Consider the following 26,558-nt stretch of genomic DNA (forward strand, 5'->3'; position numbering starts at 1 on the left):
TTCATGCTCAGCTATTTACGATTAAGTTTTGATCATCAATCATTTTCTGGAGCAATTCTGCTTCAGACACACCCGATGCATTACCACCATACAGATCATCACGGGAGACGTTATCCAGCACTATGATTTGCTCTATCTGGCTTTCATCCGGTTTTACCTGAATTTCGATACCCGATGCGCTTTGCGTGAAATCAATGACAGTATCTGCCGCCACGCCGTCGGTGATGTTCAGACCAGCCAATATGCCACTTAAATCAATGGCATCGCTGTCGGCAGAATAATCAAAGTTAATGACAGTGTCGGTTGAGGGAATACCGGCTGTACCGCCATCCATAACAAAACGATCAGCTTCACTGGTTGCGGTCAAAGTGTTATCGCCGGGGGCAACCAGGCTGACCTGAATGCTCTGCGGCATACTGTTTGCGGTATCGCCACCCAGAGTTGCTGAAGGGGTTATCGACAGCTCAAAATCGCTGCCGCCGCTGTAGCCACCGGAAATACTCAATCCGGCCACATCGCTCTGATCAATAATCCAGTCGCTGCCCTGCCTGGTGCCAGCCGATAACGTCAGGTTGTCCGGTAATCCGGAAATGGTCAGTGTTCCTTTCTCATTGACGGCGGGATTAATCAGCGACAAAGACAATCCAAGCGGTATCTGGCCATCGGCTTCAGCAATAATACTGGGGTACTCGACAGTTAAAACCGGCTCGTCAACAACCGGCGTTATCGAGATCACCATGTCTTCTGCGGTCTCGGGGCCGACATCTGTTACCGGATTGCCCAGCACCTGATTGTTATCAACCGTCGAGGCCGTCAAAGTGATGTTCAGATCACCAAATGCGTCACCGGCATAAAGCTCAAAGCTGTCTATCTGATTGGCCTGGACAATCAAAGTCGCTTGCATACTGCCATCGGCATTAACAGTGAAGCGAGCGAAAAGATCGCCGACTTTGATGCGATCAAGCCCAATCAGGGCGGTTGGATCAGAGTCCGCATTTACAGTGACTGTCAACGAAATGAACTCATCACTGTTGGTTTCAGTGCTGGTTATATTAACCGGGACAGTAATCGGATCGCCTTCGCTACCTGACAGGGTATCGGGCACACCAAAGAACTGGGCATGATCACCAACCGGATTGACGCCAACGGTAAAATCTTCAGTGGTAAATTTCACATCTGTGGTGCCGGTCTCTTGGGTCATCGCCTCCAGCGACAGTGGTAAATCACCACTGAAATCCTGCTGCGGTAAGATATAGATATTCGCCAACTGATCAGGCTGCACCTGCCAGGCCATTGTCGGTGTGCCGTTAAATGTGCCTCCGTCATAGCCATTGTTTGGTAATAGCACGTACTCTTCGCCCTGTTTCAGCACCAGTACCGCGCCATCAGGCACGCCCTTAATTGACAGGGACAAGGTCTCGGAACCATCGGTATCAATGAGAGATGCACTGATATTAGACAGCGCGATATAGCTGTCTTCGTCACCAACAACATCCTCTGCCGTCAGTTGGGCCAAGTCGGTAACGGGGGCAACGTTAATCGTGATCGTGACAGACTTGTCTGCGGTATCTGTGACAGCCACGCCCGTTGCTTCGTCTGTGATGTTCGCGGTCGCGGTTATCGTGATGTCACCACTGAAATGAGCAGGCGGAACTAAGGTGATTTCATCAAGCCGGGCTGGATCACTGATCACCCATACGCCATTGCCCTGATAAGCTAACAGTCCCGGATCATCGGCAACCAGTTCACAGTCAGCGGGCAGGGTCAGTGTCAGTGTATTGACCGTTTCCTTCCCTTCAGCGGGGATCCCTTCTCCCTCTATGCTCTGGCCTGTTTCAATACTGTCTCCCAGGATAAGGGCCAGATTGATATCCGTTGCGACATCTTCCTGGATGCTGGTGGCATCTGCGGTAAGCGTAATATCATCGACAACCGGCTCAACAACTATGTTGACCTGTTGATTGGTCGTGACACTGTCACCGTTACAGCCCGAGGTTTCGATCACTGCAACATTCAGAACCAGATTGCCCGCCCAGTCTTCATCCAGTCCCACCACCTGCAGCGTTGATAAACCTTCCGGCGGAATGCTGTAACCCATCACATTGCCTTGGTTATCGTATTCAGTGATCACTCCCTGCCCCTGAATTGTCACGCCTTCAGGTAAGCTTGAGGCATCAATGAAGAAGGAGAGCTCATTATCCGGATCGCTGGCAACATCAGGATTGAGTAAACCGGAAAGATCAATCGGTTCACCTTCTTTGGTATGAACCGGCTCGTTGTTATCCCGAATATCGTCCGGTGGCCCGACAGGATCGCAGGTGCCGCCGCCTGAATGACCCGTTATTTGTATATTCAATGAGGTATCAATAAATCGCGCATCTTGATCGTCAATGACACGGGCACTGACAATGATTTCGACCACGTCTGTATCTGAGGCACTGGATATTGTGGCCTGCTGGAGCAGCATAGCTGCCTGCTCCCTGACGGAGTCGCTGGTCAGCCCTGTGGCGGGGATCACCCAGTTCCCCTCGGCATCCTGTGTCGCCCCGTTGGGATGCTCAACAATAAAGTTATAACCGGGAGGCATCTTGATCAGGATATAATCCAGGTATTCGGAACCATCCAGATCCGCATCGACAAACCAGACCGAATCTGACAAATCTATTGGCCCGCCATCTGTGCTTTCAAGCACTTCTGTCGTTGATTCCAGATGCGTATCCAACTCAACCCGACCATGAAACTGTACATCCACTTGTGCCTGAATCCATTTGACGTCTGTATCTGAGGCATTATCAGGTGAGGTGTCCGTGACCTGATAAGACACCGGTAGCGTAAAGGTACCACTCAAATCTTCCGAAGCACGAACAGTCATCCGGCCGCTTTGGATCAGTTCGGCCAGGGTCGCGTCCGGGTCAAGCGTGCTGATATCCAGCCCGCCTTCCGGTACCTGAATTTCAACACCATCAAAAAAGAGCGTCAGCTGATCAGGAAGGGAATCAATCTTGTATCCCGTCAGTGTTTCACTGCCATCCGCATCCTGGCCGGGAACAGGCAAAACGGCAAAACTGGCGGCTCTGTCCTCTATACCGTCAGCGGTGAATATTGTGCCATCCTGTTCATCGACCACAGGAGAAACGCTAATATCAACCCCCAGATTGAACGTGTCAGAGTCGCCATCCGGTTCTGTTGAAACCACCAAAATATCCAGGTGGATATCACCGCTGAAATCCTGCGGCGCCTTGAGGTAGGTATTCTGTAATTGTTCACTGAATATCTGGTACTGGATACCGGTGTCAGGGTCGACATTGGCAATTGGCAACACAACGGGATTACCCGCACTGTCAACCAGGGTAAAACCATCAGGCAGATTGGTTAACAGCAAATTCAGCACTTCAGACTGATCATCGTCCGACGTACTGATAATGAAATCGAGAGGAATAAGGCTATCTTCGGCAAACGACTGGGTGCCCGAGATCACCTGTGTGCCAGTATCAAACTGCCAATGTCCCTGCCCGCCATCTGTTACATCCGGGGTATCCACCACACCTTTGAGTTCAATCGTAATGGTTTGGGTATCGCTCTCTGCCGTCTGATTAATCGGATCCAGCCCATCCGCCGAGGACTCAGTGGCAATTGCCGTCACTTTGATGGACAGCGATTCCGTCACAGAGCTGATATCCTGCTTCGGAATTAATCTTATCTGCCCTGCCGCCACTTCATCCGCGGATACCATATAGACACCCGGCGATATTTCCTGCGCCGTACCACCTTCGATCAACCAGCCGTCCTGCACTTCAATGCGGTAAGAGAGTGTTTCTGAGCCGTCTTTATCTGTTAACTGACCCGTAATAATGTTATTCAGGTTAATAGCCTGATCTTCAAGCCCTTTATAATCCTGAACAGATAATTTAGGGACATCGGCATCCGGACTGACATTGACCGTGACTTCATGAGTAATCTGTGCTGTTTTATCACTGCTGTCAGCAAACACATTGCCGCTCTCAGTCGCAATGGCAATAACGGTGAAGGTGAAAACACCTGCCAGGTTGGCGTCGGTACGTATTGTCATTTGTGACAACTGCGCCTGTGTGTAGGCTTTCCCTTCCTGAACCACACTGCCGTTAAGCATCAGGGTAATGCCGTCAGGAATGCCACTCAGTTTGTAGCTCAGATTTTCTGAGCCGTCCTGATCCACCAGATTGGCTGTGATGTCTACATTGACTACATTGGGGTCATCTTCTACCAGGTCATAGGCAAAAGTGGACTCCGCCCATTCCGGGGCATCCGCGACAGGTAAAACGGAAACATCAAGGGTGCCATCGATCAACTTATCCCCATTCGTTGTGCTTATCACAGCACTGACATCAAGCGAGATTGTCGTTGTCGTATTCGACTGATTCTGTGGTGGGATATACGTCAGGCTACCATTAGGAAACACAGTCACTTCGCCGGGAAGGCTGCTCAGTTGGTCGCCCGTCAATGTGACATAACCATTTTCTGCCGTTAGTGCCTGACCATTGAGATACAAGGTGCCACCCTGTAACGACGCCTCACTGATTTGAATTGATGCTACCCGCTCGCCCTGATCGTTATCACCTGGGGTTACGAAGATATGCAGAGAGCCAGTCTGGGTATCTTCCAGCGTTTCAGTATTCAATGTTCTTATACTGCCGGCATTATCGCCAAGGATCAGGTTTGCGGTATTGGTTGCTTCATCGCCGTCATTATCACGAACCACATAAGTCAGATCATCAATTACAGTTGGATCTGTCTGCACCGAGCCCTTTGTGGTCAGATCCAGCCGGCCATCTTTGTACAAACGAAATGAGCCATAGGTTTCATTATTCTCAGTGTTGACCAAATCGACATCGAAATAATCCACACCCGCGGTCTCGAAGTTATATTCAACACCGTTATAGATAAAACGGTTCAGCTCTCCGCCATCCGCGCCCATACGAACATCGCTAAGCAGATTGGTCGAAAAGATTTCCCCCTCAACCAGTTCCAGCGTACTGTCGGTGCTTTCCGGCACAGCATCCTGCACATTCACGGTAAGCGTCACGCTGGCTGACGTGTCGCCATCCATATCAACGGCATGGACGTTAAAGTTGAGCGGCAGGTTGTTTTCACCGTTACCCGTCGGGTGATCCAGTGAAGAAACCAACACAAACTCCGTTGTGCCATCGGTGTTGAGTTTGAGCCTGAATACCTCGTCACCCGATGTCTGAGTTTTAGCGATATACCAGCCATTGGCATCTTTATCACTCAGTAACACAGCCTCGCCGCCACTCTGATAGCCCAAGGCATTAAATGCATCCACATCCGGTACAATTTCAGCGATGTCGTCACTGCCTTTAGCGACTGATATCACAGGGGTTGTTGAAGAAACGCCATCTTCTGTGCCATCACCCAGCAACCCATCTTCATCCACAGAGATGGAGCCTGCCACAGACAACACCGGATCTTTGCCGTCAAACACGGTCACTGTCGTGTCTGCTTGCTGCTCTGTTCCATCACTGTCTGTGACTACCACAGGTAAATTCAGCTCAAGCTGAGTATCTTCCAGGCCAGAGTTGCCGTGGTCGACAGGCTGATGCAGAGTGAAGTTAAGATCAACATTGGCCACTGTACCTGAAGCAACAGAGATTGTTTCAGGCAAGGAAACCGTAAACACGCTTTGGCCATTTGGCAGAACGGCATCGTAACTGCCATCGCCGTTGTCGCGCCAGATCAGGGCTTCATGATAATGGGTGACGGGCTGGCCGTTACTGTCCAGTACAGGATCGCCATTGCTCAGCTGAAGGCCAATTTTGATAATCGGATCTTTGTTCGCAGTGACAGTGAGCGAGACTGTCGCGTCTGCATCAAGTGCCGCTTCAACCTTAGGTAATTCTGTAACTGATATGGCCCCGGAAGTAATGCCACCGGACTGGCTGTCATTAACATTAATGGGAAGGGTTAATGTTGAACTGTCACCGTCATCGTCAATCGTCGTCACGACAAGAGGCAGCGCAGTATCTCCGTTGAGCTGATCGATGGCTTTTTTCAGCGTAAAGTCATAAGTCACTGTGGCGTCAGCTTCCGGCTGATAGCTTCCCAATTGAACAGTAAAGACTTCTTCACCACCGGCCCAGGCTGTCAACAGACTGCCATCGGCTGAAAGCGTGTAGGTAATCGGCTCTCCACCGCTGCTTAATTCCGGTTGATCAGCAAGATTAAATGCCAGGCTCTGAATGGCATCACTGCCGACAGTGAGATTGAAACTGCCCTGCCCGGTAACATCCCCGGATTCCAGATCATCTTCATTGAGGTTGACACCTGACACAGAGGTCAGCTGAGGATCAGCACCATCTTTTAACGTCCAGACAAATTCACCGGCAGGAATCGTCGTGCCGTCCGAGTCTTCACCGAGAATGATCACCGGCAGACTGATGGCATCATTCGACGACGTATGATTAATCGGCCGTGCCAGCGTCAGCTGAATATTGCCTTCAATATCACTGCCAACCACTTTGCCTGACATTGTCATACTGAGTACGATCTCGCCCTCAGCCGTGGTCCCGGTGATCACCCGGCCATCGTTGCTTAAGGTAAACTGGACAAGTTGATTACCTGTACCAGTCGTCAATTGAAGCGCATTTAATGATGCTAACGTCGCCGGGTCGAAAGCAAACGTCGCTGTAGCGGGATCATCAGAACCGGCAATAAACTGAATGCTGCCGTCAAAAGACTGGGGGCTGTCTGACACTTTGCCTTCAGTGGCCGTCGCGGCATCATCGCTTATCGATCCTGCAGCGCCGTCATGGACATTGATGACGACATCTGCAATGTCGTAATCTATATCGCTGTCACCGGCCAGATAAGAAAACCGCACAGCCTGTTCCTGACTGTTATCCAGGTTACGATCTGCCTCTAATGTCCACCGACCATCACTGAATATCGTCAGCACACCCTGTGCGGTCGTAAATACAGCACTTCCACCAACAGGAATTGCTGCATCCTGCATCACGTTATCGCCATCAAAATCGTGACGGATGAAACGCACCACCAGCCCTTTATCCAGATCATAGTCATTATCAAGGATATTGCCTGAACTCAGCGAGGCTTCAACAACATCAAAAGAGTCATCCGTCGCAACAGGCTCTGAATCGAGAATATAGGTGACAACAGGTGCGAGCACGGTTTCTGTGGTGCCGTCCGCATCATGCTGTGTGCCTTCTATCATGATGGCCGTTTGGGTGGTGTCGGTACCAATCCCCTGATCGATGGGCGCATACAAAGTAACGGTTATCCCATCGCCTGCTCCGTTAATCACGGCACTTAGTATCAATTTGCCATCGCTGCGAATGACGTTCAGGCTCTGACCATCAGCAGACAATTCTGCACTGGCTGACAAGCCATTTGACGTCAGCGCATTGAGGTAGGGTTGATCCGCATGAATACTGAACTCAGCAAATTGAATATTAATCTCTGACACCGCTTCGGATGTGCCATCACCATTTGGACCTAATTCAGATTCTTCCAGCACGACACTGCCAGGCAGCACCAGTGTCGGCATATCATCGATTGCCTGGTTGCCAGCCAGATCGGTCACGCTGGCATCCATCGTCCAGGTTGCCTGTGCGTTCAGCGAGCTGATATCTATATTTTCAACCAGCCATCTGCCATCAGCCGCGACCTGACCGGTAAGCAACACACTGTTCGCCCCATCAGAGACAGTCACTGTGACGGTCTGGCCTTCTTCGGCCCCTGTAGTCGTCCCTTGTAGTGAGGTCAGGTTGCCGCCCTTGAAGTTGTAAATACCCAGACCGTCAAGCGTGTCTATGTCTATAGTCACCTGAGTATCAATAACCACTGTGTTATCTGTCGCAGTGGCCGGGTTACCGGCTAGATCGCTGGTGGCTACCGTGACACTCAGCGGGCCGTCAGCCAGCGCTGACAAATCTTGCGTGGTTTCCCAGATGCCCTGGTTAACAATGGCGGTGAAGCTTTGCGACACATTATTACTATCGGTAACGACTATGGTCACCGTCTGACCATCTTCAACATGAGTTGCAGCGCCTGACAAACGCGTGGCTGGCAGTTCTGACGGATTCAGAAAACCATCAGAACCACTGTCTACATTAACCGTAATAGCCGCTTGGGTATCTTTGATGATGGTGTCTGTGTTGGTGGCCGGGTTGCCCGCGATGTCTGTGGTGTCCGCCTGTACCCTCAGTTCGCCGTCTGACAAGCCGCTGAGATCCAGATCCGGCAGGCTCCAGGCTCCGCCGGATACCGTGCTTTGAGCGGTCACTGTATCGCCATTGATGTCTGTAATGGTGACGAACACCGTCTGGCCGTCTTCGACATTATCGACTGTGCCTGTGATATCGCTGACGGGAGCTTCAAACTGATTGAGGAAATTATCGCCCTGCCCGTCGATATCCACTGTGACGGCGGCCAGTGTGTCTTTTATCACCGAGGCTGCTGATGTGGCCGGGTTGCCTGCCAGGTCCGTGGTGTCGGCTTTGACTGTCAGTTCCCCTTCGGCCAGTGACGAGATATCGCCGTTGATGGTCCATTTGCCATCAACGACAGTCGTTTCCAGCTCCACCACCTTCCCTGACGAATCCGTGACGGTAATGTGCACAGTCTGGCCGTCTTCCACATTGGACACCGTACCGCCAGCCCAGCTCGACTCGGACTCTTGCTTATTCAGATAGTTATCACCATGGCTTACTATCTCAACCGAAATGGCCGCCTGTGTATCTTTGACGATAGTATCGGTATTCGCGGCCGGGTTACCTGCGATATCCGTGGTTTCTGCCAGGACCGTCAGCTCGCCGTCCGCCAGGCTGCTGAGATCCAGATCGTCAACAGACCAGACACCACCCGAGACTGTGGTGTCTTTAGTGACAGTGTCACCGTTAACATCAGTCACAGTGACAGACACAATCTGACCGTCTTCTACGTTGTCGACCGTACCGGAAAGATCACTGACAGGGGCTTCAGCCGCATTGAGGAAGCCATCCCCTTTGCCGTCTATGGTAACTGTGAGGCCCGCCTGCGTGTCTTTGAGGATGGTATCTGTGTTTGAGGCCGGGTTGCCTGCTACGTCTGTGGTTTCCGCCAGAACCGTCAGCTCGCCGTCTGCCAGGCTGCTGAGATCCAGATCGTCGACAGACCAGACGCCTGCGGAAACAGTGGCTTCTGTTGTCACAGTCGCACCATGAATGTCTGTGATGGTGACAGTGACGCTCTGGCCGTCTTCAACGTGATTGACTGTCCCTGTGATATCAGAGACAGGAACTTCGGCTTTGTTGAGATAGTTATCGCCTTTGCCGTCAATATCTACCGTGATGGCCGCCTGCGTATCTTTCACAATACTTGTGATGCTGGAAGCCGGGTTACCCGCCACATCGACGGTCTCGACTTTAATGGTCAACTCACCGTCCGCCAGTGACGACACATCGCCGTTCACCACCCACTTGCCGTCCACCACAGTCGTCTGCGTCTGAACAGTCAGCCCGTTGATATCAGTGGCCGATACCGTCACTGTCTGGCCGTCTTCAACATTGGTTACAGTACCACCGGCCCAGCTGGAGACTGATTCAGTCTGGTTGATAACGTTATCACCATTACCGAACACCCCGACTGAGATCGCCGCCTGGGTATCTTTGATGATGGTGTCTGTGTTGGTGGCCGGGTTGCCCGCGATGTCTGTGGTGTCCGCCTGTACCCTCAGTTCCCCGTCTGACAAGCCGCTGAGATCCAGATCCGGCAGGCTCCAGGCTCCGCCGGATACCGTGCTTTGAGCGGTCACTGTATCGCCATTGATGTCTGTAATGGTGACGAACACCGTCTGGCCGTCTTCGACATTATCGACTGTGCCTGTGATATCGCTGACGGGAGCTTCAAACTGATTGAGGAAATTATCGCCCTGCCCGTCGATATCCACTGTGACGGCGGCCTGAGTATCTTTGATGATGGTGTCCGTACTGATCGCTGGATTACCTGCAATATCCGTGGTTTCTGCCGTTACTGTTACCTCACCGTCCGCCAACGACGAGATATCACCAGTTGCGAGCCACTTGCCGTTGATGACTTGGGTTTCAACCTGAATGCTTGTACCGGCTGAATCCGTCACAGTGACATAGACAGACTGCCCGTTTTCTACATGAGTAACGGTTCCGCCAGCCCAGCTTGACAGAGACTCTTCTTTATTGAGGTAATCATCACCATTACCAAATACACCCACAGTGATAGCAGCTTGAGTATCTTTGATGATGGTGTCTGTGCCAGAGGCCGGGTTGCCCGCCACATCTTTGGTGACAGCACTAACGGTTAACTGGCCATCAGACAGCGATGACAGATCCAGTTGCTCCAGTACAACCTGGCCACCTGAAACGATACCGTCATAATCCAGAGTGTTACCCGAAGAATCAGAAATGATGACTTTTACGGCCTGCCCATCTTCGACATGAGTCAGCTGTAGTGTGACTTTGGTTTGATCCTGACTGATTTCGGACAGATTGAGATAGTTATCGCCGTTGCCGTCTATGTCCACGCTGAGCTCGGCCAGTGTGTCCTTAATGGTGGCATCCGTCGCATCAACGCTATTATCCAGTACGTCTGTAGCAATGGCATAAACGTTCAGTGGCCCTTCGGCAAGGCCGCTCAAATCAACATTATCAATCTCGTACCTTTCATCCCTGACTTTTGCTGTCAGCGACACTGTTTGTCCGTTTACATCAGTGACAGTCACGGAAATGGTCCAGCCGTCCCGGATTTCAAAAGCATCACCGCTGATCGTTACCGAAGGTACTTCAAACCGATTTTCATAGCCATCACCACCGTCATCAATCTGTACCGTCAGTCTGGCTTCTGTACTAAGCAGATTGAGTACACCGTCAGCCGGAGAATTCGTTTCAGCCCGGTACGAAGTCGGCTGGGTGTTGAAGCCAGCTTCCGGCAACACTTCAGGTAAATCTGGCGAGATATAAGTAACAAAGCCTGCGCTGTCGCTGGAGAGATCCTGGCTATCGTCTGAAGAGGTCGATGTTGTTGATGCAGGGGTATCAATGTCAGAAGCTGCCGGAACCGACGATGAGGAGTCTTGCTCGCCAACTTGTACGGCTTGCTCAAGCTGAGCGGTATCTTCTACCAGCGTGATGGCTGGATCCATGTGCTCATCCGGAGCCAGTCTTTGCCAGCTTCCGTCTGGCATCACTTTCCAGATGACACCCTCAATCTCAATATAAAATATTGGATCCATTGCCTGCTCCCTGCACGTCAAACACTGATTAACCCGTACCAACTCATTCACAATAAAACGAGTCGCATATCAGATTAATATTTTTGTTCACAAACACAAGTAAATTTATTGCAAGCAAAAAAGTTCAATATCCAGGATTCACTGTATGAATAAAAGACACATTCTTCAGGTGGCGTTTAAAGAGAAAAAAGTGGGCGGGATTATTGGGAATGGCTATGAGCGAACGTCAGAAGCTCCCTTCGAAATGTAATGGTATTGATTGCTCCAATAATAAAAAGCCCGGTGAAAACACCGGGCTATGGTTACCAATCAAACCACTGTCTGTATAAAAACAGAGAGAAGGTCCAGCTATGCAGCAACGCCAATAATGTGAGAGAAGTGACTTAACAGATCGGCGGCCAAACCAAAGCTAAGTATTCATCTCGGGAGTGGCCTGCACCTAAGTGAAAGCAGGCCTGTTTATAATTATCCTTTTACCCCTCCGGCAGTCAGACCACCGACAAGAAATTTCTGAGCCAGCAAAAATACCAGAGTAATCGGTAATGCGGACAACACAGCAGCGGCTGCGAAGTCACCCCATAGATAATTTTGCGGATACAAATATTGCTGCATTCCAACAGCTAACGTGTAGGAATTTACATCACGTAATAACAAGGATGCAACAGGAACTTCGGTTACAGCGGCAATAAACGAAAGAATAAACACTACAGACAGGATAGGTACAGATAACGGTAGCAAAACCAGCCTGAATGCCTGCCATGGGCTTGCCCCATCTAACGCTGCTGCTTCTTCCAGTGAGTTGTCGATGGATTCAAAGTACCCTTTTATTGTCCACACGTGCAGAGCAATACCTCCCATGTAAGCAAAGATCACACCACCGTGAGTATTCATGCCAAGAAACGGAACATAGGCGCCCAGGCGGTCGAACAATGCATACAATGCTACCAATGCCAAAACTGGCGGAAACATCTGTAATATCAGCATAGCACGCAGAATTTGGCTTTTACCGGCAAAGCGCATTCTGGCAAAAGCGTAAGCGCAAGTTGTGGACAATGCCACAATTCCGATGGCAGTGAGCCCGGCAACTTTCACAGAATTCCAAAGCCAGGTCAGTACCGGAAACGGCGGCATTGTTTTACTGCCATCGGCATGTTCGACAGCAATCCCTAACGCCAGTTTCCAGTGTTCCAGCGACGGATCACTTGGGATAAGTTCACCAGAGGCATAATTCCCTTCACGGAAGGAAATAGCGACTACCATCAACAGTGGCAGCATGATCAGCGCCAGAAAGCACCACATTGCTATATGCGTCGCCCAAACGCGATATTTCAATGATTTTGGTTGTACCATCGCCATGAGTCTTCCCCTTACTCAGCATCCAGTTTTGTGAATTTCATATTCAGTAACGACAATCCGCCTACCAGCAAGAATATCAATGTGGCAATCGCACCAGCCAAACCAAAATCCTGTCCGCCCGCACCTTCAAAAGCAATGCGATAGGTATAACTCACCAGAAGATCCGTATGACCGGCAGGTACGCTGGTACCCAGCATATCCGGCGCGCCGTTTGTCAGCAGTTGAATCAATACAAAGTTATTAAAGTTAAAGGCAAAACTGGCAATCAAGAGTGGCACCATCGGTTTCACCAGCATGGGCAGCGTAATGCGGAAGAAGTTATCCAACGGGCCAGCCCCATCCATGGCGGAAGCTTCATACAAATCACCAGGAATGGCTTTCAGCAGGCCCATTGCCAGAATCATCATATAAGGGTATCCCAGCCAGGTGTTCACAATCAGAATCATGGTTTTGGCCAGAAACGGATCGGTGAACCATGATGGACTCAAGCCAAACAGACCTTGCAATACCTGATTAATTTCGCCAAAACTCTGATTAAACAGGCCCTTGAATATAAGAATCGAAATAAAGGCAGGTACGGCATAAGGCAAAATGAGCAGCACGCGGTAAAGGCCACGTCCTTTCAATGCCTCCCAGGACACCACCTGTGCCAGTACGACACCAACCGCCAAAGTGAACACAACAGTCAGGGCCGAGAACACTATGGTCCAGATAAAAATACTGACAAATGGCCCCTGAATACCAGGATCGGTAAATATCCGGGTGAAGTTGTCCCAGCCGCTGTTGACGATAAAGCCCGGCGACATCGACTCGCCGATAAACTGCCCTGCCTCGTTGACTTCCTGATAATAACCCGTTTCCCAATTGGGTTTGTACACTTGCTTGGTCTGTTGATTGATCAGCGTTTCACCATCATTCTGCAGTGCAAAAAGCGACTGGCTGGCGGCAAACTTACGCAAGCCTGACATTGTCAGTTTTTCGCCGTTTGGCAAGCTGACGACCAGAGCGCTCAACTGCTGACGGTTCTGAATCACTGTTTTTAGTGGCGCCGCATCTGTCGACGGCTGTTGGGACAGAGACAAGCTTAACGATTCAGGCAATGCCTTCAGGTCAATGGGTTCACTCAGATACCAGCCATCCTGAGTATTGAGTGCTAACTGATAGCGCCCCTCCTCGCCATACAGAGAAAAGCTATAGCTTTCACCTGTCTGAAAGGACTGTTCCATTAACACTGACTGGGCGCGCTGAAAGCTAAGCTGGTTGCTCCCGCTGTAGTTTGTGAAGGAGAGGCCAACGGTATACACGAGAGGAAAGATGATAAACAGAATCATCCCGGCGACACCCGGATAAATATAACGATGCGCATAGGTACTCTTGCGGGCAAACACATAAACGCCCAGAGCTGTCAGAATAAGGGTCAGTAATGCAAACGCATATTCAGCACGTGCATACATAAGTATGGTGGCATAACCGTTAATGGCGCTCACTCCGCCCAGCGCGGCCCACTTGAGCCAGGTTCGCAGGGCAGGTTTGTTTTTTGAGTTCATTGTCATATCGGTAGCGTCAAGGGCCAGTTCGGCAACATGATGAGACTGCATCAGCGTTCCTCGCAGTACGTCTGAGGAAGGAGCAAGCAGGTGCTTGCTCCGATAGGTAAGTTTACTTGGTCATTCGATCAGCAACAGTATTTAATGCGTCTTCCACAGACTGACGCCCATTAACCACATTGTTAATTGCTGCTTTCTCTGCATACCAGAAAGAAGACATCTGAGGAATATTCGGCATGACTTCACCGTTCATCGCATTCCCCATCGTCGCAGAAATACGGGCATCCGAGCTCAGCTCTTCCTGAAACGAATTCAACGCAACCGCACCCAGCGGGGTGTCATTGTTTACAGTCCGCAGACCATCGTTAGTCAGCAGATAGTTCTCAATAAACTCAACGGCCAGATCTTTGTTTGGAGAAGCAGAGCTGATACCTGCAGTCAGTACGCCAACAAATGGCTTGGACGGATTGCCATTCAACTTAGGCAGCATTGCCACGCCATAATTAATGCCCGCTTTATCAATGTTCGCCCAAGACCAGGGGCCATTGATTGTCATAGCCACATCACCTTTGTTAAAACCAGCCTCAGCGATGGCATAATCGACGTCAGGGGCAATCACACCTTTATCAACCAGGCTCTTCACAAAGCTCATGGAACGCTTTGCGCCCTCGTTGTTTACGCCAACATCTTTCGCGTCATAGCCGGAAGCGGTGAATTTAAAGGCATAACCGCCGTCAGCTGCAAGCAGTGGCCAGGTAAAGAAGGGTTCTTGCAGGTTCCACATAATGGCGCGTTTACCTTGCTTTTTCAGCTCAGTATCCAGAGCAACCACGTCTTCCCAGTTCTTCGGCGGCTCAGGCAGTAAATCTTTGTTATAAATCAATGATAATGCTTCTACCGCAACCGGATAACCTACGTATTTACCGTTGTACGACACGGCATCCCAGGTAAAATCAGCAAACTTGCTACGATACGCATCAGAAGGTTTCACTTCTGTCAGCAGGCCTGCCTGAGCGTAGCCACCAAAACGGTCGTGTGCCCAGAGTACGATATCCGGACCATCACCGGTTGATGCCAGCTGAGGGAATTTCTCCTCCAACTTATCAGGATGTTCAACCGTGACTTTGATGCCCGTGTCAGCTTCAAACTTTTTGCCCACTTCGGCCAGGCCAGTATAGCCTTTATCACCATTAATCCAGATAGTGATCTGACCTTCTTCAATAGCAGCATGCGCTGAAACAGAACTGAGTGCGGCAAGGGTACAGAGTGCGACAGTACTGAGGACTTTCTTCATTGTTATATCCTTCCAGATGGTTATCGTTGCGTTTTCAATCGGCAACACATTTTCCAGCCTCTATCATCTATCAGTCATCCCTATGAAGCATCATCCCAGACGCTACGCCCCCCATAGCGCAGAGTGGAAATCGTGATCCTTATCATTTACGGAGGTGACCAAGTTCAAAAAACAACGACCATTCGTGACAGAGAGCACATACTACTTGCAATGATTTCAACAGGCAGCACGACGTCTGAGAAAATGTGATCTGAATACTCCTCCCCCACTCATCCCCCTGAGAAGAATAGTGCAGGGAGGATGTTGTATTAAGGTGTTTTCCGCACAATGACATCAACCTCAACAAGGCTTGAGCGTGTTCAACGGTAAACTGTCTTTTTATTGTTGATTGTTGCTGCATGAAGCAACATTGATGTCCACCACTTGGCATCGTCACACCTGCGAGAGTGTTGGGAAGTCATTTTCGCAGTTTACGGGTAGCAGCCACTCCAATGCCGCTGTACTTTGGGCGCTACCCTGTTTTTTCTACACCGACTTTACTGGCACGCCTAATGACATCTACCATTGTGCGGGCCAGAGACAAAATATAGAGGGAAGCCAGATGGCGAGTGTCACTTTACGCAATGTTAGTAAAGCTTATGGCGATAACCTGATTTCAAAAAACGTCAATCTGGATATCGCTGAAGGAGAATTTGTGGTGTTTGTCGGGCCATCAGGCTGCGGTAAATCCACTCTGTTGCGCTGTATTGCTGGCCTGGAAGACATTACCTCAGGTGATTTATACATAGGTGAACAGCGTATGAATGATATCCCACCTGCCCAGCGCGGTGTGGGTATGGTCTTTCAGTCTTATGCGCTGTATCCGCACCTGAACCTGTTCGACAATATGTCGTTCGGAATGAAACTGGCGAAAGCCGATAAAGCAGAAATTCGTAAGCGGGTAGAAAACGCCGCCGACATCCTTCAGTTAGGCCACCTTTTAGACCGCAAGCCCAAGTCTTTGTCAGGCGGTCAGCGTCAGCGTGTCGCTATTGGCCGTACACTGGTCGCGCAACCGAATGTCTTCCTGCTCGATGAGCCTTTGTCCAATCTCGACGCTTCGCTTCGTGTCCAAATGCGGATTGAAATCGCCAAACTGCATAAGCAACTCGGTTGCACCATGATCTACGTGACCCATGATCAGGTAGAAGCCATGACGATGGCTGATAAGATTGTCGTGCTTGATGGCGGTTTCGTCTCTCAGGTTGGTAAGCCTCTTGAGTTATACCATTACCCAGAGAACCGGTTTGTTGCCGGCTTCATTGGTTCGCCTAAAATGAATTTCATCAGCGTGTTTGTCGAGCAGGTTGAAAAAGAGCGCGTGATGGTTCAGCTTGCTAACGGTACCACTTTCTGGATCCCTGTTGATGGCACCACAGTCACCCGCGGGGATCGCATGTCGCTGGGCATTCGTCCTGAACACCTGCTCTCAGGTGATGAAGGGGACGCCACAGTAGAAGGTGATATTCAGGTGGTAGAAAAGCTGGGCAACGAAACTCAGGTTTATCTGAACCTTAAAGGGGTTGATGCCGATTTCGTTTACCGTCAGCCAGACATACTGGATGTCGATGCAGGCCAGGTGCTCAAAGTCGGTATTCCGGCGCATCGCTGTCACCTGTTCCATCGCGACGGCCAGGCTTGCCGCAGACTCTTCCAGGAATTTGGGGTGTAATCTCAATCCGCCCGGACATCAGTTAATTCGCCTACCCATCGGCTATAAAACTGAATCTGCTCCATTTTCATCTCAATAACCGGGGAGCCAATCTGGCTTTCCGGTTTCTTTATTTCTAATACATCTAATACACAGTACAACCTGCCTCTTATAGGAATAAACAGGTCGGCTTTTTTACAGTATGCTTGTTAGTGGAACGTGTCAGGAAGACACTGACTGGCACTGTGTCACAGCTATTGAGCCGGAGGTCACAATGAGTATCCGAGAACGCATTGAAGACATTGAACTACGCCTCACAGCCGCTTATCAGGAGGGAGATTATCAGCAGGTAAGAATGCTTGAACACCAACTGAGAGAAATTCGTGGCCAGCGCAGTATTGTGGATGATAAAGAACCTTACACCCCGGAAGGTCGCTTCTATCCCGATGATGGAGAGTAATTACCACCAGTAAGATATTCCTCAGCCCGGCCTGATTATGGCCGGGCGAATCGTCACCGGGAATCGCCAGCATTTCTGGAATTGGCGGGGCTGAATTGGCGGGAAAGATGTCAAACACACCAACCAGTCCCCGATTTCCAGCAACCGCCCAATCACCTAGTTCATGACACTTATTTGCAGTCCATCGGCTAACCGCCTTCAAAATCGTAAACATCGTATCACTTACAGACGTATTTTCACTGACGCGCTTAACAGTCATTTTACCGCCGAGTAAGTCACTCAAAGGCGGTGGCGCCCATGTCCGATTTGAATAAAAAAGTGTCCGATTTGCGAAATACATCTCGCCCTCAAAACATAACAATGCATTCAAACGAACAATAAAAGGTCGATCATAATGACAACAATGTGCCGTCGACAACGACGCCTCAGAGCGAGTCCTCATCTTCGAAAACTCGTTCAGGAACACCAGATCGGTATTCAGGATTTAATTCAGCCTCTTTTTATCGAAGAGCAGATCACAACCAATAAGCCTATTGATGCGCTGCCGGGGTTAGTACGCTATGCAGAGCAGAATGTGGCACAGGAAGTTCGTGAGTTGTACGAGCTCGGCATCCGTTACGTGATGCCATTTGGCATATCGCATACAAAAGACAACCAAGGCTCTGATACGTGGGATGAGCATGGCTTACTGGCACGTATGATCCGGACGATAAAGCAGGCATGCCCAGACATTGTTGTGATCCCCGATATCTGTTTTTGTGAATACACCACACACGGCCACTGTGGTGTGATTCACCGAGACGATGTCGATAACGATGCCACATTAGAAAATTTAGCCAAGCAAGCTGTGACCGCAGCAAAAGCCGGAGCTGACATACTGGCTCCTTCAACCATGATGGATGGCCAGACACAGGCGATTCGTCAGGCTCTCGATCAGGCCGGTTACCATCATGTCGGCATTTTGGCTCATTCAATGAAATACGCTTCTGCATTTTACGGCCCATTTCGCCAAGCAGTGGATTGTGAATTATCAGGCGATCGTAAAACCTATCAGGCCAATCCGACAAACGGTAGGGAAGCACTGATTGAAGCTTCAATGGATGAACAAGAAGGTGCCGATATCTTAATGGTCAAACCCGGCACACCCTATCTTGATATTGTTCATCGCATCCGTGAAAACACCAACCTGCCCGTTGCCGTCTATCAAGTCAGCGGAGAGTACGCGATTCTGCAACATGCGATAGAGGCTGGTCTTGTCGATGAACGGCAGTCAGTTATGGAAACCATGCTCGGTTTCAAACGTGCTGGTGCGGATATCGTGGTGACTTACTTTGCCAGACGCGTCGCTCAATGGTTACAGGAGGATAACGATGTCAGTCACTAGTCAAAGCGTGACCAGATGACTTCGGTTCTTACCTCAGTAAAAAGCACCCAGCCATTTCCCAGCTTACTGATGAGAATGGGCTTTGACGTAACCTCCGGGAGATAAACCTGTGATTTGCTTGAAGACAGTTGAGTAACTGGCTTGAGACTGATAGCCAAAATCCAGCGCAACCTGACTTGGTTTGCGGCCATGTAACAATTGAGGAATCGAGAGATAAACCCGAATCAGCCTGCGCATTTGAGAAAAGCATTCTCCAAGCTCTGATTTAAACAGTCTCGATAAACTTCTAGATGTCATACCAACATCCGCAGCATATTGCTCAATGGGCAGATCGCACTGCGGATTCAGTAGCAGTCGCTTACAAACCTTAAATAAGCGCTTGTCCTTCAAGCGGGATATTTGTTCAATGGCAGCAAACTGTGTGGTGACCATGTATTCATTCTCACTACTGCTCATCGATAGTGCGTGTGTCATTGTTCCTGCTATCAAGCCATGCTGGTCTAGAATTACCCGCTTTTTTATATACAGCTGGTGAACGCACCCTGACACATCGATTAAGGGTAGGCGCAAGCTGTATTGTCGCCCTCTCATGATATCTTTTTCATACATTTGATAGAGATTGGCGTAACTTCTCCAAGGTAAATCATTGTCAGTTAAACCTAGCAGCTGTGCGTGCTCATGCTTCCCGGCTAATTTCTGGTGTGCTTCATTGCAGGCGACAATCTGGTGTTTTTTGTTTTTGACAACAAGATACCCTTCAGGAAAAGGGATCATTGGATTTTGAAAGAAATATTCAATATTCATAATTCAGCCAAAGAAACATCTTGTTACATATATACCACTAGCCTCTTATCGTGTCTCTAGTTGGCTTTCCTTTTCGCTGTTGTTCCAAGACAATCCGGGACACCACTTTGCACTCTGAACACAAGAAAGTGTATACCGCTTTTGGGGGCTGCATGGGCTTAGTACAACTGGTCCCATTGACAATGATTGCCGCTGCTTCTGAGCCATATTTGAAGGTTTTTCAGTGCATCGAGACTGTATTCACCTGAACTAAGCTAAGCTAAGCTAAGCTAAGCTAAGCGCTGGCTGGCTGGCTGGCTGGCTGGCTGGCATCGTATGCAAAAGTCTGATTTACGCTATCCTGAGTGATGCTTTCCAGCAGCCCCGCCAGACTGTACTGATACTGCCAGTCTTTACTGAACGCGCCCTGGTTGTACCGCCTTGAAGTTAAACGATTTAATGCATCGTACTGATTGGTTAACACCAACCCGTCGGGTGTTTGCTGGCGGGTGAGAATCCCGTTGGCATTCCAGTTGAATGAATAGCTCCCTTGCGGGGTGGTCATGTTCTGGATCTGACCATTCGCATCATAGGCGTAACTGACGGGTATTCCTGCGTTATCCCATTGTGCAATCTCACCAAATGGGGTGTAGCTGTACTGATGGGTCAACCCCTGACTGGATTTTCATTGCCAACCTTCACCAGCAGCCAGCGTCATTTATCAGTTAGGAAAGAGCTTATCCTTCATTTTGAAAAATAATAAGAGCGAGAGTAAATACAACAAAAAAGCAAGTAATCGCCCTCCCAACATAGGTACAAGCAGCCCCATTTCTAACTTTTTAAATAAAGATGGTGTAATCACATAAACAGGATAGTAATAACCGGTATCAAGGGCTAACCACACTAATCCATTTGATGCGTTCACTATTCCCAGAAGATATGTTGCAACCGGGAAAATCAAAATCAACAGACTAAGATAAATCCTCAGCTTTCTAGCCATTAGTTGCACCTCTTACCACGTCTTGTCATACGGCAAGTTGGAGGATTTGCTAGTCGGTCATACTCTTGCCTCAGTGCATCTGAAAAATGCTGACAATTTTTGCCCACAACACAGTATGTGTTGTTATCCCAATCCTCGCGAATATTATCCAATGCTTGGCGCATTAAATTATCGTCATAGACAGGTCCAAAAAAGTCATACTCATTTCTGTTATAGCCATCGTCTGAACGAATATCGTCAGCAAAAAATCCAACATTTTCATTTGGATTACCGTCAAACCAAGGCTGTTCATGTGCGCGATGATAATTGCTGCTTCCATCGGGAATATGGTTGTTACTGTAATAAGATTCATCACCACTCAATGGCTTGAACCCAAATCTCGCTAATCCCAATGGGTCGATATAACTCAGTGGATCTCCCCTAACATATGAATAAATATTCAATCCCCCACCCAGCCCAATCGGATCACGCTGAATATTTTCTCTTCTGAGTATCTGTCCTGGCATTTCCGATTACGGGTAAATAGAAATTTTACTGATTAAATCTTCAACCGTCCTGGCATCATCAACTAAAACCAATATGCTATGCTTCGTGTGGCCATATTTCGAATACCAATTTTTATTTTTCAGAAGAATATCGAGAATTTCGGACTTTATCGCGTCAAGGTTCATTTTTTTGTATAAGATAATTCCAATTCAGCCCAAACAGGCTTTGAACCCCAACTATCCCATCCAATAATAGCTTTTATAGCATGCAGAAAAGTCAAAGAATACACCTCTTTTTTCTTAGCCGATATAATACGGTACCTTGCTCCGCAGGAATCAATCACTACACCATGATCAAAACAACCTTCAGCTAACTTCTTCTCACTGACAATGTGAAGTTGTTTTTCATCAGATATACCTCCCATCAGATAACGAGGTGTATATACCAGCACGGGAATTTTTAATTCTGACACCCACAACCTCCTGCTGTTGCAGCATCTCCAGCTAACCCTCCCGCCAAAGTTCCTTGAGCCACTTTAGCCCTCCTCGGAGTTCCATACCATCACCGGCCAGGTGTACCGACATTTATTTCTTAATGTCTCGTTCCAGATACTTCCGCAATATATTTCTAGTCATATAGGCTGATGTCAATTTACTCCCAAAAAGCAACTGTTTTCACACCTTCTTTATCCACAATATAAATTGTTATATCTTTCACATCTTTGAAATGTCGAATCATATTTTTATCATCACTGCCATTGACAGTGTATCCAATCTCCTTTTCTAAAGAAAGTGCAAATTCAATTTGCCCACTGATATACCCTTTATTGTATGCATTAATCCCCCCCTCTTGATATCCAAAAAAAAAAACATAGAGAACCAGAAATCATAGCCACAATAACAAGTGTAATGATACGAACCATATTTATCACATTATTTCCCACATGAACACCTTCTATATACTGGTGATAGTCCTGGTCTAAACCCCCAGTCATTACTTTCAACTAAGTCAGTTTTTGAACTTTGTGAAACCGTTGTTTTCGCACCAGTTACAATCCCAACATGGTTACCGGGGCATACCTGGGGTTTTCTTTCGGTAGTACATATTGCAGAGTGGCCTCGCTTATTTGCTCGCTAAAGCAGGCTTTGTCATTTTACTTGCTTCTCAGCAAATGCAAGTTTATTTTTCTCTACATCACTGATAGAAGGTTCTACCGATTTATACAGCGTAGCAACTTTGGCGTAATCTTTATTTTCCCAGGCAATTTGTACTTCTCTTCTGATATGCGCCAGCTTGCTTTTCAACTCATACTGGTCACACTCTCTTTCTCTTAAACCCGATAGGCGTTTAAAAACGAACTCATTATGTTGCAATAACTCAACTGCATAGGTAGACAATAACGACGACAGTTTGGCAACACAGTTAGCCAGTACGGAAGGAGTGCTGGCCTGGAAAAAGGTATACCTTTCTTTTTCGGCCACACCCTCCAGTCTAAGAATCTCTCCCATATTAAATGGCCGCTCTTGCCCACCATACAGAACATTCAGCTCACCAATTTCAACATCGAGTTCATACGAACGGTATGCATCATAACGCACAGCCATAAACACCTTATCACTTTCAAAACGAACGACATGATTCGTAACTTCAACACAGCGAAAATGGTAATCAGAAACAAGGAACGAAAAACCTTTCTGAACCAAACTTTCTAAATCATTAGTGCTCATCTTAATCCCCAAATAACAATGACCATCCGCACAATTCATTGGGTGGATGGTAAGATCCTGTTGATGAGTTGTATTGCCAACCATGTCTTGTCTTATGGCAAGTTGGAGGATTAAATGGAAATATATAATATTTTATGGAACGGAAACCATCGATAGATGATTCCCGTTTTCTAATGCTGATAAACGTATATTCGCCAATTACCCTCCACCTTTCTTATTCTTTAACCTTAGTCCAGACCAAAATAAAAAACGGATAAAATGAAAGAAACAAAGCATAAAATTAATGCTATATATGGCTGCCTGCACCTAAAATGTTCATGAAACAAGCTAAATTCATTTTTACAAAAAACACTTGCCAAACTTCCTGAAGAAAAAATACAAAGCAGCGAATATAAAAAAACAATAATGCTGCAATAGCCAAGAAAATACAGAACTTTGGGATTCACTATTTTCATCTAATATGTATATCCATCGATTGTTGATTGGTTTATTACATCTTGGACGAAAGATTGGCACTGATTTGTCGGTCCCCATCTACCAAGCCCTTTTCCAATTTCCAAAAGTTCATTCACTTTATTTTCATCGACATTATCTACATCTTCACACGACACACCTTTTTGTTTATACCTACCAGTATGATCAGTAACTTCCACAGGATCACCGGGCAAATCACCACTTTCGTTTCCAGCATTTCCGCCGCCCCCGACTGATCCCATACCAGCTTCCTTGGTGTCAGTCTTGATCCACTGATGGTCTACCGGTGCCCACCCAAAAGCTGGTTGGCTACATATTTGAACTTTCAGCCCCAGTGAATCAATATACTTCAATGGATTGCCGCCCACGTAGGCATAAATATTCAACCCTTCCCGCAACCCAATCGGATCACGCTGAATGTACCGCCCAGTATTCGGATCGTAATCCCGGTAGAAATTGTAGTTCAGGCCGGACTCCGCATCCCGGTATTGCCCTGGAAAACCAATGTTGAAGGTGATTGGTTGAGCTGTGCCACCTGCTTTCCCGAACGGGCTCCTCGCCTGTTGCCAGATCAGGTTTTGTGCCTGAATCAACCCGACCGGGGCGGACAGGTGATCACTCAGCACATCTGCAACCTGTCCGTCTGCATCAATCGTGACCGGGGCGTAGCCTGTGGCGCCGTAGGTATAATCTTTCTGACCCTGAGGGCCGTTTTCACGGAGTAAAGTGTTCCCCAGCCAATCAAACTGCGTTTGCTAGCATTCTTCATGGTGCCTGCTACGCCATTTAATTAGAATATTTAATCAGCATAATGTGTTGATTGTATAATTATTCAATTAACTCGCCAGATGGAATTCCTGCAAATCCAAGCCTCTCTATCGTAGTCTCGATGGTCGCTCTCATCACTTCAGGATTATCAATGTAACTTTGAAGATTATTAAAGTCAGTTATCCTTTCGCCCATATATCGAGTAACATCATATGGCCAACTATCAATCTTATCACGCACATCATCAAAAAAAACTTTCGCCTCATCAATTCGATCGCACCATATAAACAAGCACAACATATCAAAATATTGACTTAATGGATATCGAGTTTCATACTGTCCATTCGCAATGTAATTTTCATACGCCTTAATCATCTCATCACATGATATACCCCCCTCTAATGGGAGTGGTGTTTGTGCTTTAAAGTCAAGAACATACTCAGAAAAACTCTTCTCATGCTGAAGTAATGTTATATGAAATGGCACACCATTAGATATTTGCCTAAATGGTGTTCTCAAAGTTAATGAGATAACATCATCTTTCTGGCCAACTAGATTATGAACATGAAATATAGGCAGATAATTAGAATTGGTTGAGTCCCTATCTAGACATATTCCTTGTACAAAAAATCCCACTCTTCTCAAAAGCCACATGCTTTTATAAATTCCAAGCCCAGTAAATTCATCATGCCACTGCTTCGTTATTTTCTTCTTAATTAATGGTGTTAGTTTTTTCATTATCTATGGATTAACCTCAATAATATTATTAATACCAGATGGGCCTTGCGTACGAATCTTCGTTTGTTGACGAGCTGAAACGCCCCTTCCCGGTCTAACTGTAAATTTATAATCATAAACATTACCAGTGGCAGGGTCCCAAACATCTAAACGTGTGCTTCCTTTTGTACCATAACCAACTGGTTGACCACCTCTAAAACTAACTTCTGTTTCGAGACTTCCTCCAAATCGGCGTTGATAACGATCCATTAACTGCTTCGCATATGCATGCTTTTTTGAGCCTGCTGCAGCACCAAAGCCACCAATTTTCTTCTCCGCTCGACTAGCGACGTCTTGCACCAAATCTACTGTTGCTCTACCACTCTTCGCAACCCGGCTCGCAGCCCCCCGATCCCGTTACGCCGGGTATCACTAATCCCGCGACATCAAAACTCAGCGCTGTTAAGTTACAGAACCTTAGATGGAATTTATGAAAAGCTTAATACTTAAGGTCCTGTCTATTCATACACTTTATCAACAATAGTTTCTAGGTTCACAAATAGGTTTTATACATACTGTTCAGCCAGAGAACCCATAAATACAAATTATTTTTTATCATTTTACCTATCGTCTCTGTGCAAAATATCCGAGTTTTTTCAGATCACTTAAATAATGCTTCTTGAAATAAATACCACCAGGAACTGATGCAAGAAGAAACAACACAAAGAAATAAATCGTATAAATTGGGTTTAATTTAAAACTTTCTCGCCAATCATCGATCATCGTGAGTGCTAAAAATAAAGGGGAAACTAACACACATGAAAATACTGCATAAATAATAAATCCTCCAAAAAATTTCAACCCTCCCCCTGACTTACCTAGGTACAATAAAGATTTTCCATAAATGATAAATCCTCCCCATAGCACAAATGAGTATAATAGAAAATAAATTGCCGTTAATAACCACATCATATTAGAACTGCTGTCCTCCTAATTCACCCACACCCACTGATATGCCTTCAACAATGGCCCCTACAGTATTTCCCGGAGCATTACTTATACTTGACGCACCCAGAGGTCGCCCAATAACTGGGAAACGGTAAGGCCCTACATAACGACCGATTGCAGTACCCAATGGACCGCCTAATGCGCCACCTAACGCTGCACCTCCAGCAGCTGAAAAGTCATAATTACAAAGATTAGTGATATCTTTCCCTGCAACGACATTACCAGCACCTTGGCCCAAAAGGCTTGCTATACCAGCTCCAGCGGCTGCTCCTGCAACACTAGCCCCAAACGGATTAACAGCACCAACTAATGCACCAGCACCAGCTAATGCTCCTTGCCATCCACCAGAAATATAGCCTCCAATACCACCAGAAATAGCACCATAGATACCACCGAAAAGACCAATTTCACCAGTAGGGTCAATATATCTAATGGGATTATTATAAACATAAGTATAGACGCTTACTCCCCCACCCAACCCAATCGGATCCCGCTGAATATACCGCCCTGTATTCGGATCGTAATCCCGATAGAAATTGTAGTTCAGGCCGGACTCCGCATCCCGGTATTGCCCTGGAAAACCAATGTTGAAGGTGAGTGGCTGAGC

18 protein-coding genes are annotated in these 26,558 nt (G+C 47.7%); 3 read left to right on the top strand and 15 right to left on the bottom strand.

Annotation, left to right across the window (positions count from 1 at the left end; translation table 11 throughout):
- Positions 1–7: 7 nt before the first annotated feature.
- The 4 genes from Q4491_RS18915 to malE all read right to left on the bottom strand — a co-directional run bounded on the left by Q4491_RS18915 (position 8) and on the right by malE (position 15,454).
- Positions 8–11,257, bottom strand: a complete 11,250-nt coding sequence (locus tag Q4491_RS18915) for an RTX toxin (protein ID WP_303459861.1) — start codon at positions 11,255–11,257, stop codon at positions 8–10.
- A 465-nt stretch (positions 11,258–11,722) separates the two neighbouring features.
- Positions 11,723–12,613 carry a maltose ABC transporter permease MalG gene (malG, locus tag Q4491_RS18920; protein ID WP_192013548.1) on the bottom strand — a complete coding sequence of 297 codons (891 nt, stop codon included), beginning with the start codon at positions 12,611–12,613 and terminating at the stop codon, positions 11,723–11,725.
- 11 nt (positions 12,614–12,624) lie between these two features.
- Entirely contained in the window at positions 12,625–14,166 is a 1,542-nt protein-coding gene (gene malF, locus Q4491_RS18925; protein WP_303459902.1) for a maltose ABC transporter permease MalF, read from the bottom strand.
- A 106-nt stretch (positions 14,167–14,272) separates the two neighbouring features.
- Positions 14,273–15,454 (bottom strand): maltose/maltodextrin ABC transporter substrate-binding protein MalE, encoded by a 1,182-nt coding sequence (gene malE / locus Q4491_RS18930; protein WP_303459864.1) that lies wholly within the window; start codon positions 15,452–15,454, stop codon positions 14,273–14,275.
- A gap of 601 nt (positions 15,455–16,055) precedes the next feature.
- On the opposite strand from malE, the gene malK reads away from it, so the two are divergent.
- The 3 genes from malK (at position 16,056) to hemB (ending at position 18,988) form a co-directional block, all read left to right on the top strand.
- Positions 16,056–17,165, top strand: a complete 1,110-nt coding sequence (gene malK, locus Q4491_RS18935) for a maltose/maltodextrin ABC transporter ATP-binding protein MalK (RefSeq protein WP_237795025.1) — start codon at positions 16,056–16,058, stop codon at positions 17,163–17,165.
- 253 nt (positions 17,166–17,418) lie between these two features.
- A complete protein-coding gene (locus tag Q4491_RS18940) occupies positions 17,419–17,604 on the top strand; it encodes a hypothetical protein (RefSeq protein ID WP_027251572.1) in 186 nt (61 codons plus the stop codon).
- A gap of 394 nt (positions 17,605–17,998) precedes the next feature.
- Positions 17,999–18,988 carry a porphobilinogen synthase gene (gene hemB, locus Q4491_RS18945; protein ID WP_237795023.1) on the top strand — a complete coding sequence of 330 codons (990 nt, stop codon included), beginning with the start codon at positions 17,999–18,001 and terminating at the stop codon, positions 18,986–18,988.
- 63 nt (positions 18,989–19,051) lie between these two features.
- Here hemB and Q4491_RS18950 read toward each other — a convergent pair whose 3' ends face one another.
- From Q4491_RS18950 to Q4491_RS19000, 11 genes are all read right to left on the bottom strand, one after another.
- The gene (locus Q4491_RS18950; RefSeq protein WP_237795022.1) at positions 19,052–19,792 is read right to left on the bottom strand and encodes an AraC family transcriptional regulator; all 741 of its coding nucleotides are present in this window, start codon (positions 19,790–19,792) and stop codon (positions 19,052–19,054) included.
- 274 nt (positions 19,793–20,066) lie between these two features.
- On the bottom strand, positions 20,067–20,441 hold the full coding sequence (locus Q4491_RS18955) for an RHS repeat domain-containing protein (protein ID WP_303459869.1): 375 nt from the start codon (positions 20,439–20,441) through the stop codon (positions 20,067–20,069).
- A 51-nt stretch (positions 20,442–20,492) separates the two neighbouring features.
- Positions 20,493–20,771 (bottom strand): hypothetical protein, encoded by a 279-nt coding sequence (locus tag Q4491_RS18960; RefSeq protein ID WP_234205710.1) that lies wholly within the window; start codon positions 20,769–20,771, stop codon positions 20,493–20,495.
- A complete protein-coding gene (locus Q4491_RS18965; RefSeq protein ID WP_303459874.1) occupies positions 20,771–21,277 on the bottom strand; it encodes an RHS repeat-associated core domain-containing protein in 507 nt (168 codons plus the stop codon). Before Q4491_RS18965 ends, Q4491_RS18960 begins: the two co-directional genes overlap by 1 nt.
- Positions 21,278–21,438: 161 nt before the next feature.
- Positions 21,439–21,729: a hypothetical protein gene (locus Q4491_RS18970; protein WP_303459877.1), complete on the bottom strand. Its 291-nt coding sequence runs from the start codon at positions 21,727–21,729 to the stop codon at positions 21,439–21,441.
- A 676-nt stretch (positions 21,730–22,405) separates the two neighbouring features.
- The gene (locus tag Q4491_RS18975; protein WP_303459879.1) at positions 22,406–22,984 is read right to left on the bottom strand and encodes a hypothetical protein; all 579 of its coding nucleotides are present in this window, start codon (positions 22,982–22,984) and stop codon (positions 22,406–22,408) included.
- A 455-nt stretch (positions 22,985–23,439) separates the two neighbouring features.
- Complete coding sequence (locus Q4491_RS18980) at positions 23,440–24,084, bottom strand: RHS repeat-associated core domain-containing protein (protein ID WP_303459882.1); 645 nt, start codon at positions 24,082–24,084, stop codon at positions 23,440–23,442.
- 202 nt (positions 24,085–24,286) lie between these two features.
- Positions 24,287–24,964, bottom strand: a complete 678-nt coding sequence (locus Q4491_RS18985) for a hypothetical protein (protein WP_303459885.1) — start codon at positions 24,962–24,964, stop codon at positions 24,287–24,289.
- A gap of 3 nt (positions 24,965–24,967) precedes the next feature.
- Positions 24,968–25,303 carry a hypothetical protein gene (locus tag Q4491_RS18990; protein WP_303459888.1) on the bottom strand — a complete coding sequence of 112 codons (336 nt, stop codon included), beginning with the start codon at positions 25,301–25,303 and terminating at the stop codon, positions 24,968–24,970.
- 264 nt (positions 25,304–25,567) lie between these two features.
- On the bottom strand, positions 25,568–25,915 hold the full coding sequence (locus tag Q4491_RS18995) for a hypothetical protein (protein WP_303459890.1): 348 nt from the start codon (positions 25,913–25,915) through the stop codon (positions 25,568–25,570).
- 1 nt (position 25,916) lies between these two features.
- Positions 25,917–26,558, bottom strand: a 642-nt coding sequence (locus Q4491_RS19000) for an RHS repeat-associated core domain-containing protein (protein ID WP_303459893.1), incomplete at its 5' end; no start/stop codon positions are given.

This window comes from Photobacterium sp. 2_MG-2023 (genome assembly GCF_030547675.1).
GTDB lineage: Bacteria > Pseudomonadota > Gammaproteobacteria > Enterobacterales > Vibrionaceae > Photobacterium > Photobacterium arenosum.

Bases quoted from the DNA above. Each gene is read 5' to 3' on its own strand.
- Q4491_RS18915 (WP_303459861.1), bottom strand. From the start codon at position 11,257: ATGGATCCAATATTTTATATTGAGATTGAGGGTGTCATCTGGAAAGTG.
- malG (WP_192013548.1), bottom strand. From the start codon at position 12,613: ATGGCGATGGTACAACCAAAATCATTGAAATATCGCGTTTGGGCGACG.
- malF (WP_303459902.1), bottom strand. From the start codon at position 14,166: ATGACAATGAACTCAAAAAACAAACCTGCCCTGCGAACCTGGCTCAAG.
- malE (WP_303459864.1), bottom strand. From the start codon at position 15,454: ATGAAGAAAGTCCTCAGTACTGTCGCACTCTGTACCCTTGCCGCACTC.
- malK (WP_237795025.1), top strand. From the start codon at position 16,056: ATGGCGAGTGTCACTTTACGCAATGTTAGTAAAGCTTATGGCGATAAC.
- Q4491_RS18940 (WP_027251572.1), top strand. From the start codon at position 17,419: ATGAGTATCCGAGAACGCATTGAAGACATTGAACTACGCCTCACAGCC.
- hemB (WP_237795023.1), top strand. From the start codon at position 17,999: ATGACAACAATGTGCCGTCGACAACGACGCCTCAGAGCGAGTCCTCAT.
- Q4491_RS18950 (WP_237795022.1), bottom strand. From the start codon at position 19,792: ATGAATATTGAATATTTCTTTCAAAATCCAATGATCCCTTTTCCTGAA.
- Q4491_RS18960 (WP_234205710.1), bottom strand. From the start codon at position 20,771: ATGGCTAGAAAGCTGAGGATTTATCTTAGTCTGTTGATTTTGATTTTC.
- Q4491_RS18965 (WP_303459874.1), bottom strand. From the start codon at position 21,277: ATGCCAGGACAGATACTCAGAAGAGAAAATATTCAGCGTGATCCGATT.
- Q4491_RS18975 (WP_303459879.1), bottom strand. From the start codon at position 22,984: ATGAGCACTAATGATTTAGAAAGTTTGGTTCAGAAAGGTTTTTCGTTC.
- Q4491_RS18985 (WP_303459885.1), bottom strand. From the start codon at position 24,964: ATGAAAAAACTAACACCATTAATTAAGAAGAAAATAACGAAGCAGTGG.
- Q4491_RS18995 (WP_303459890.1), bottom strand. From the start codon at position 25,915: ATGATGTGGTTATTAACGGCAATTTATTTTCTATTATACTCATTTGTG.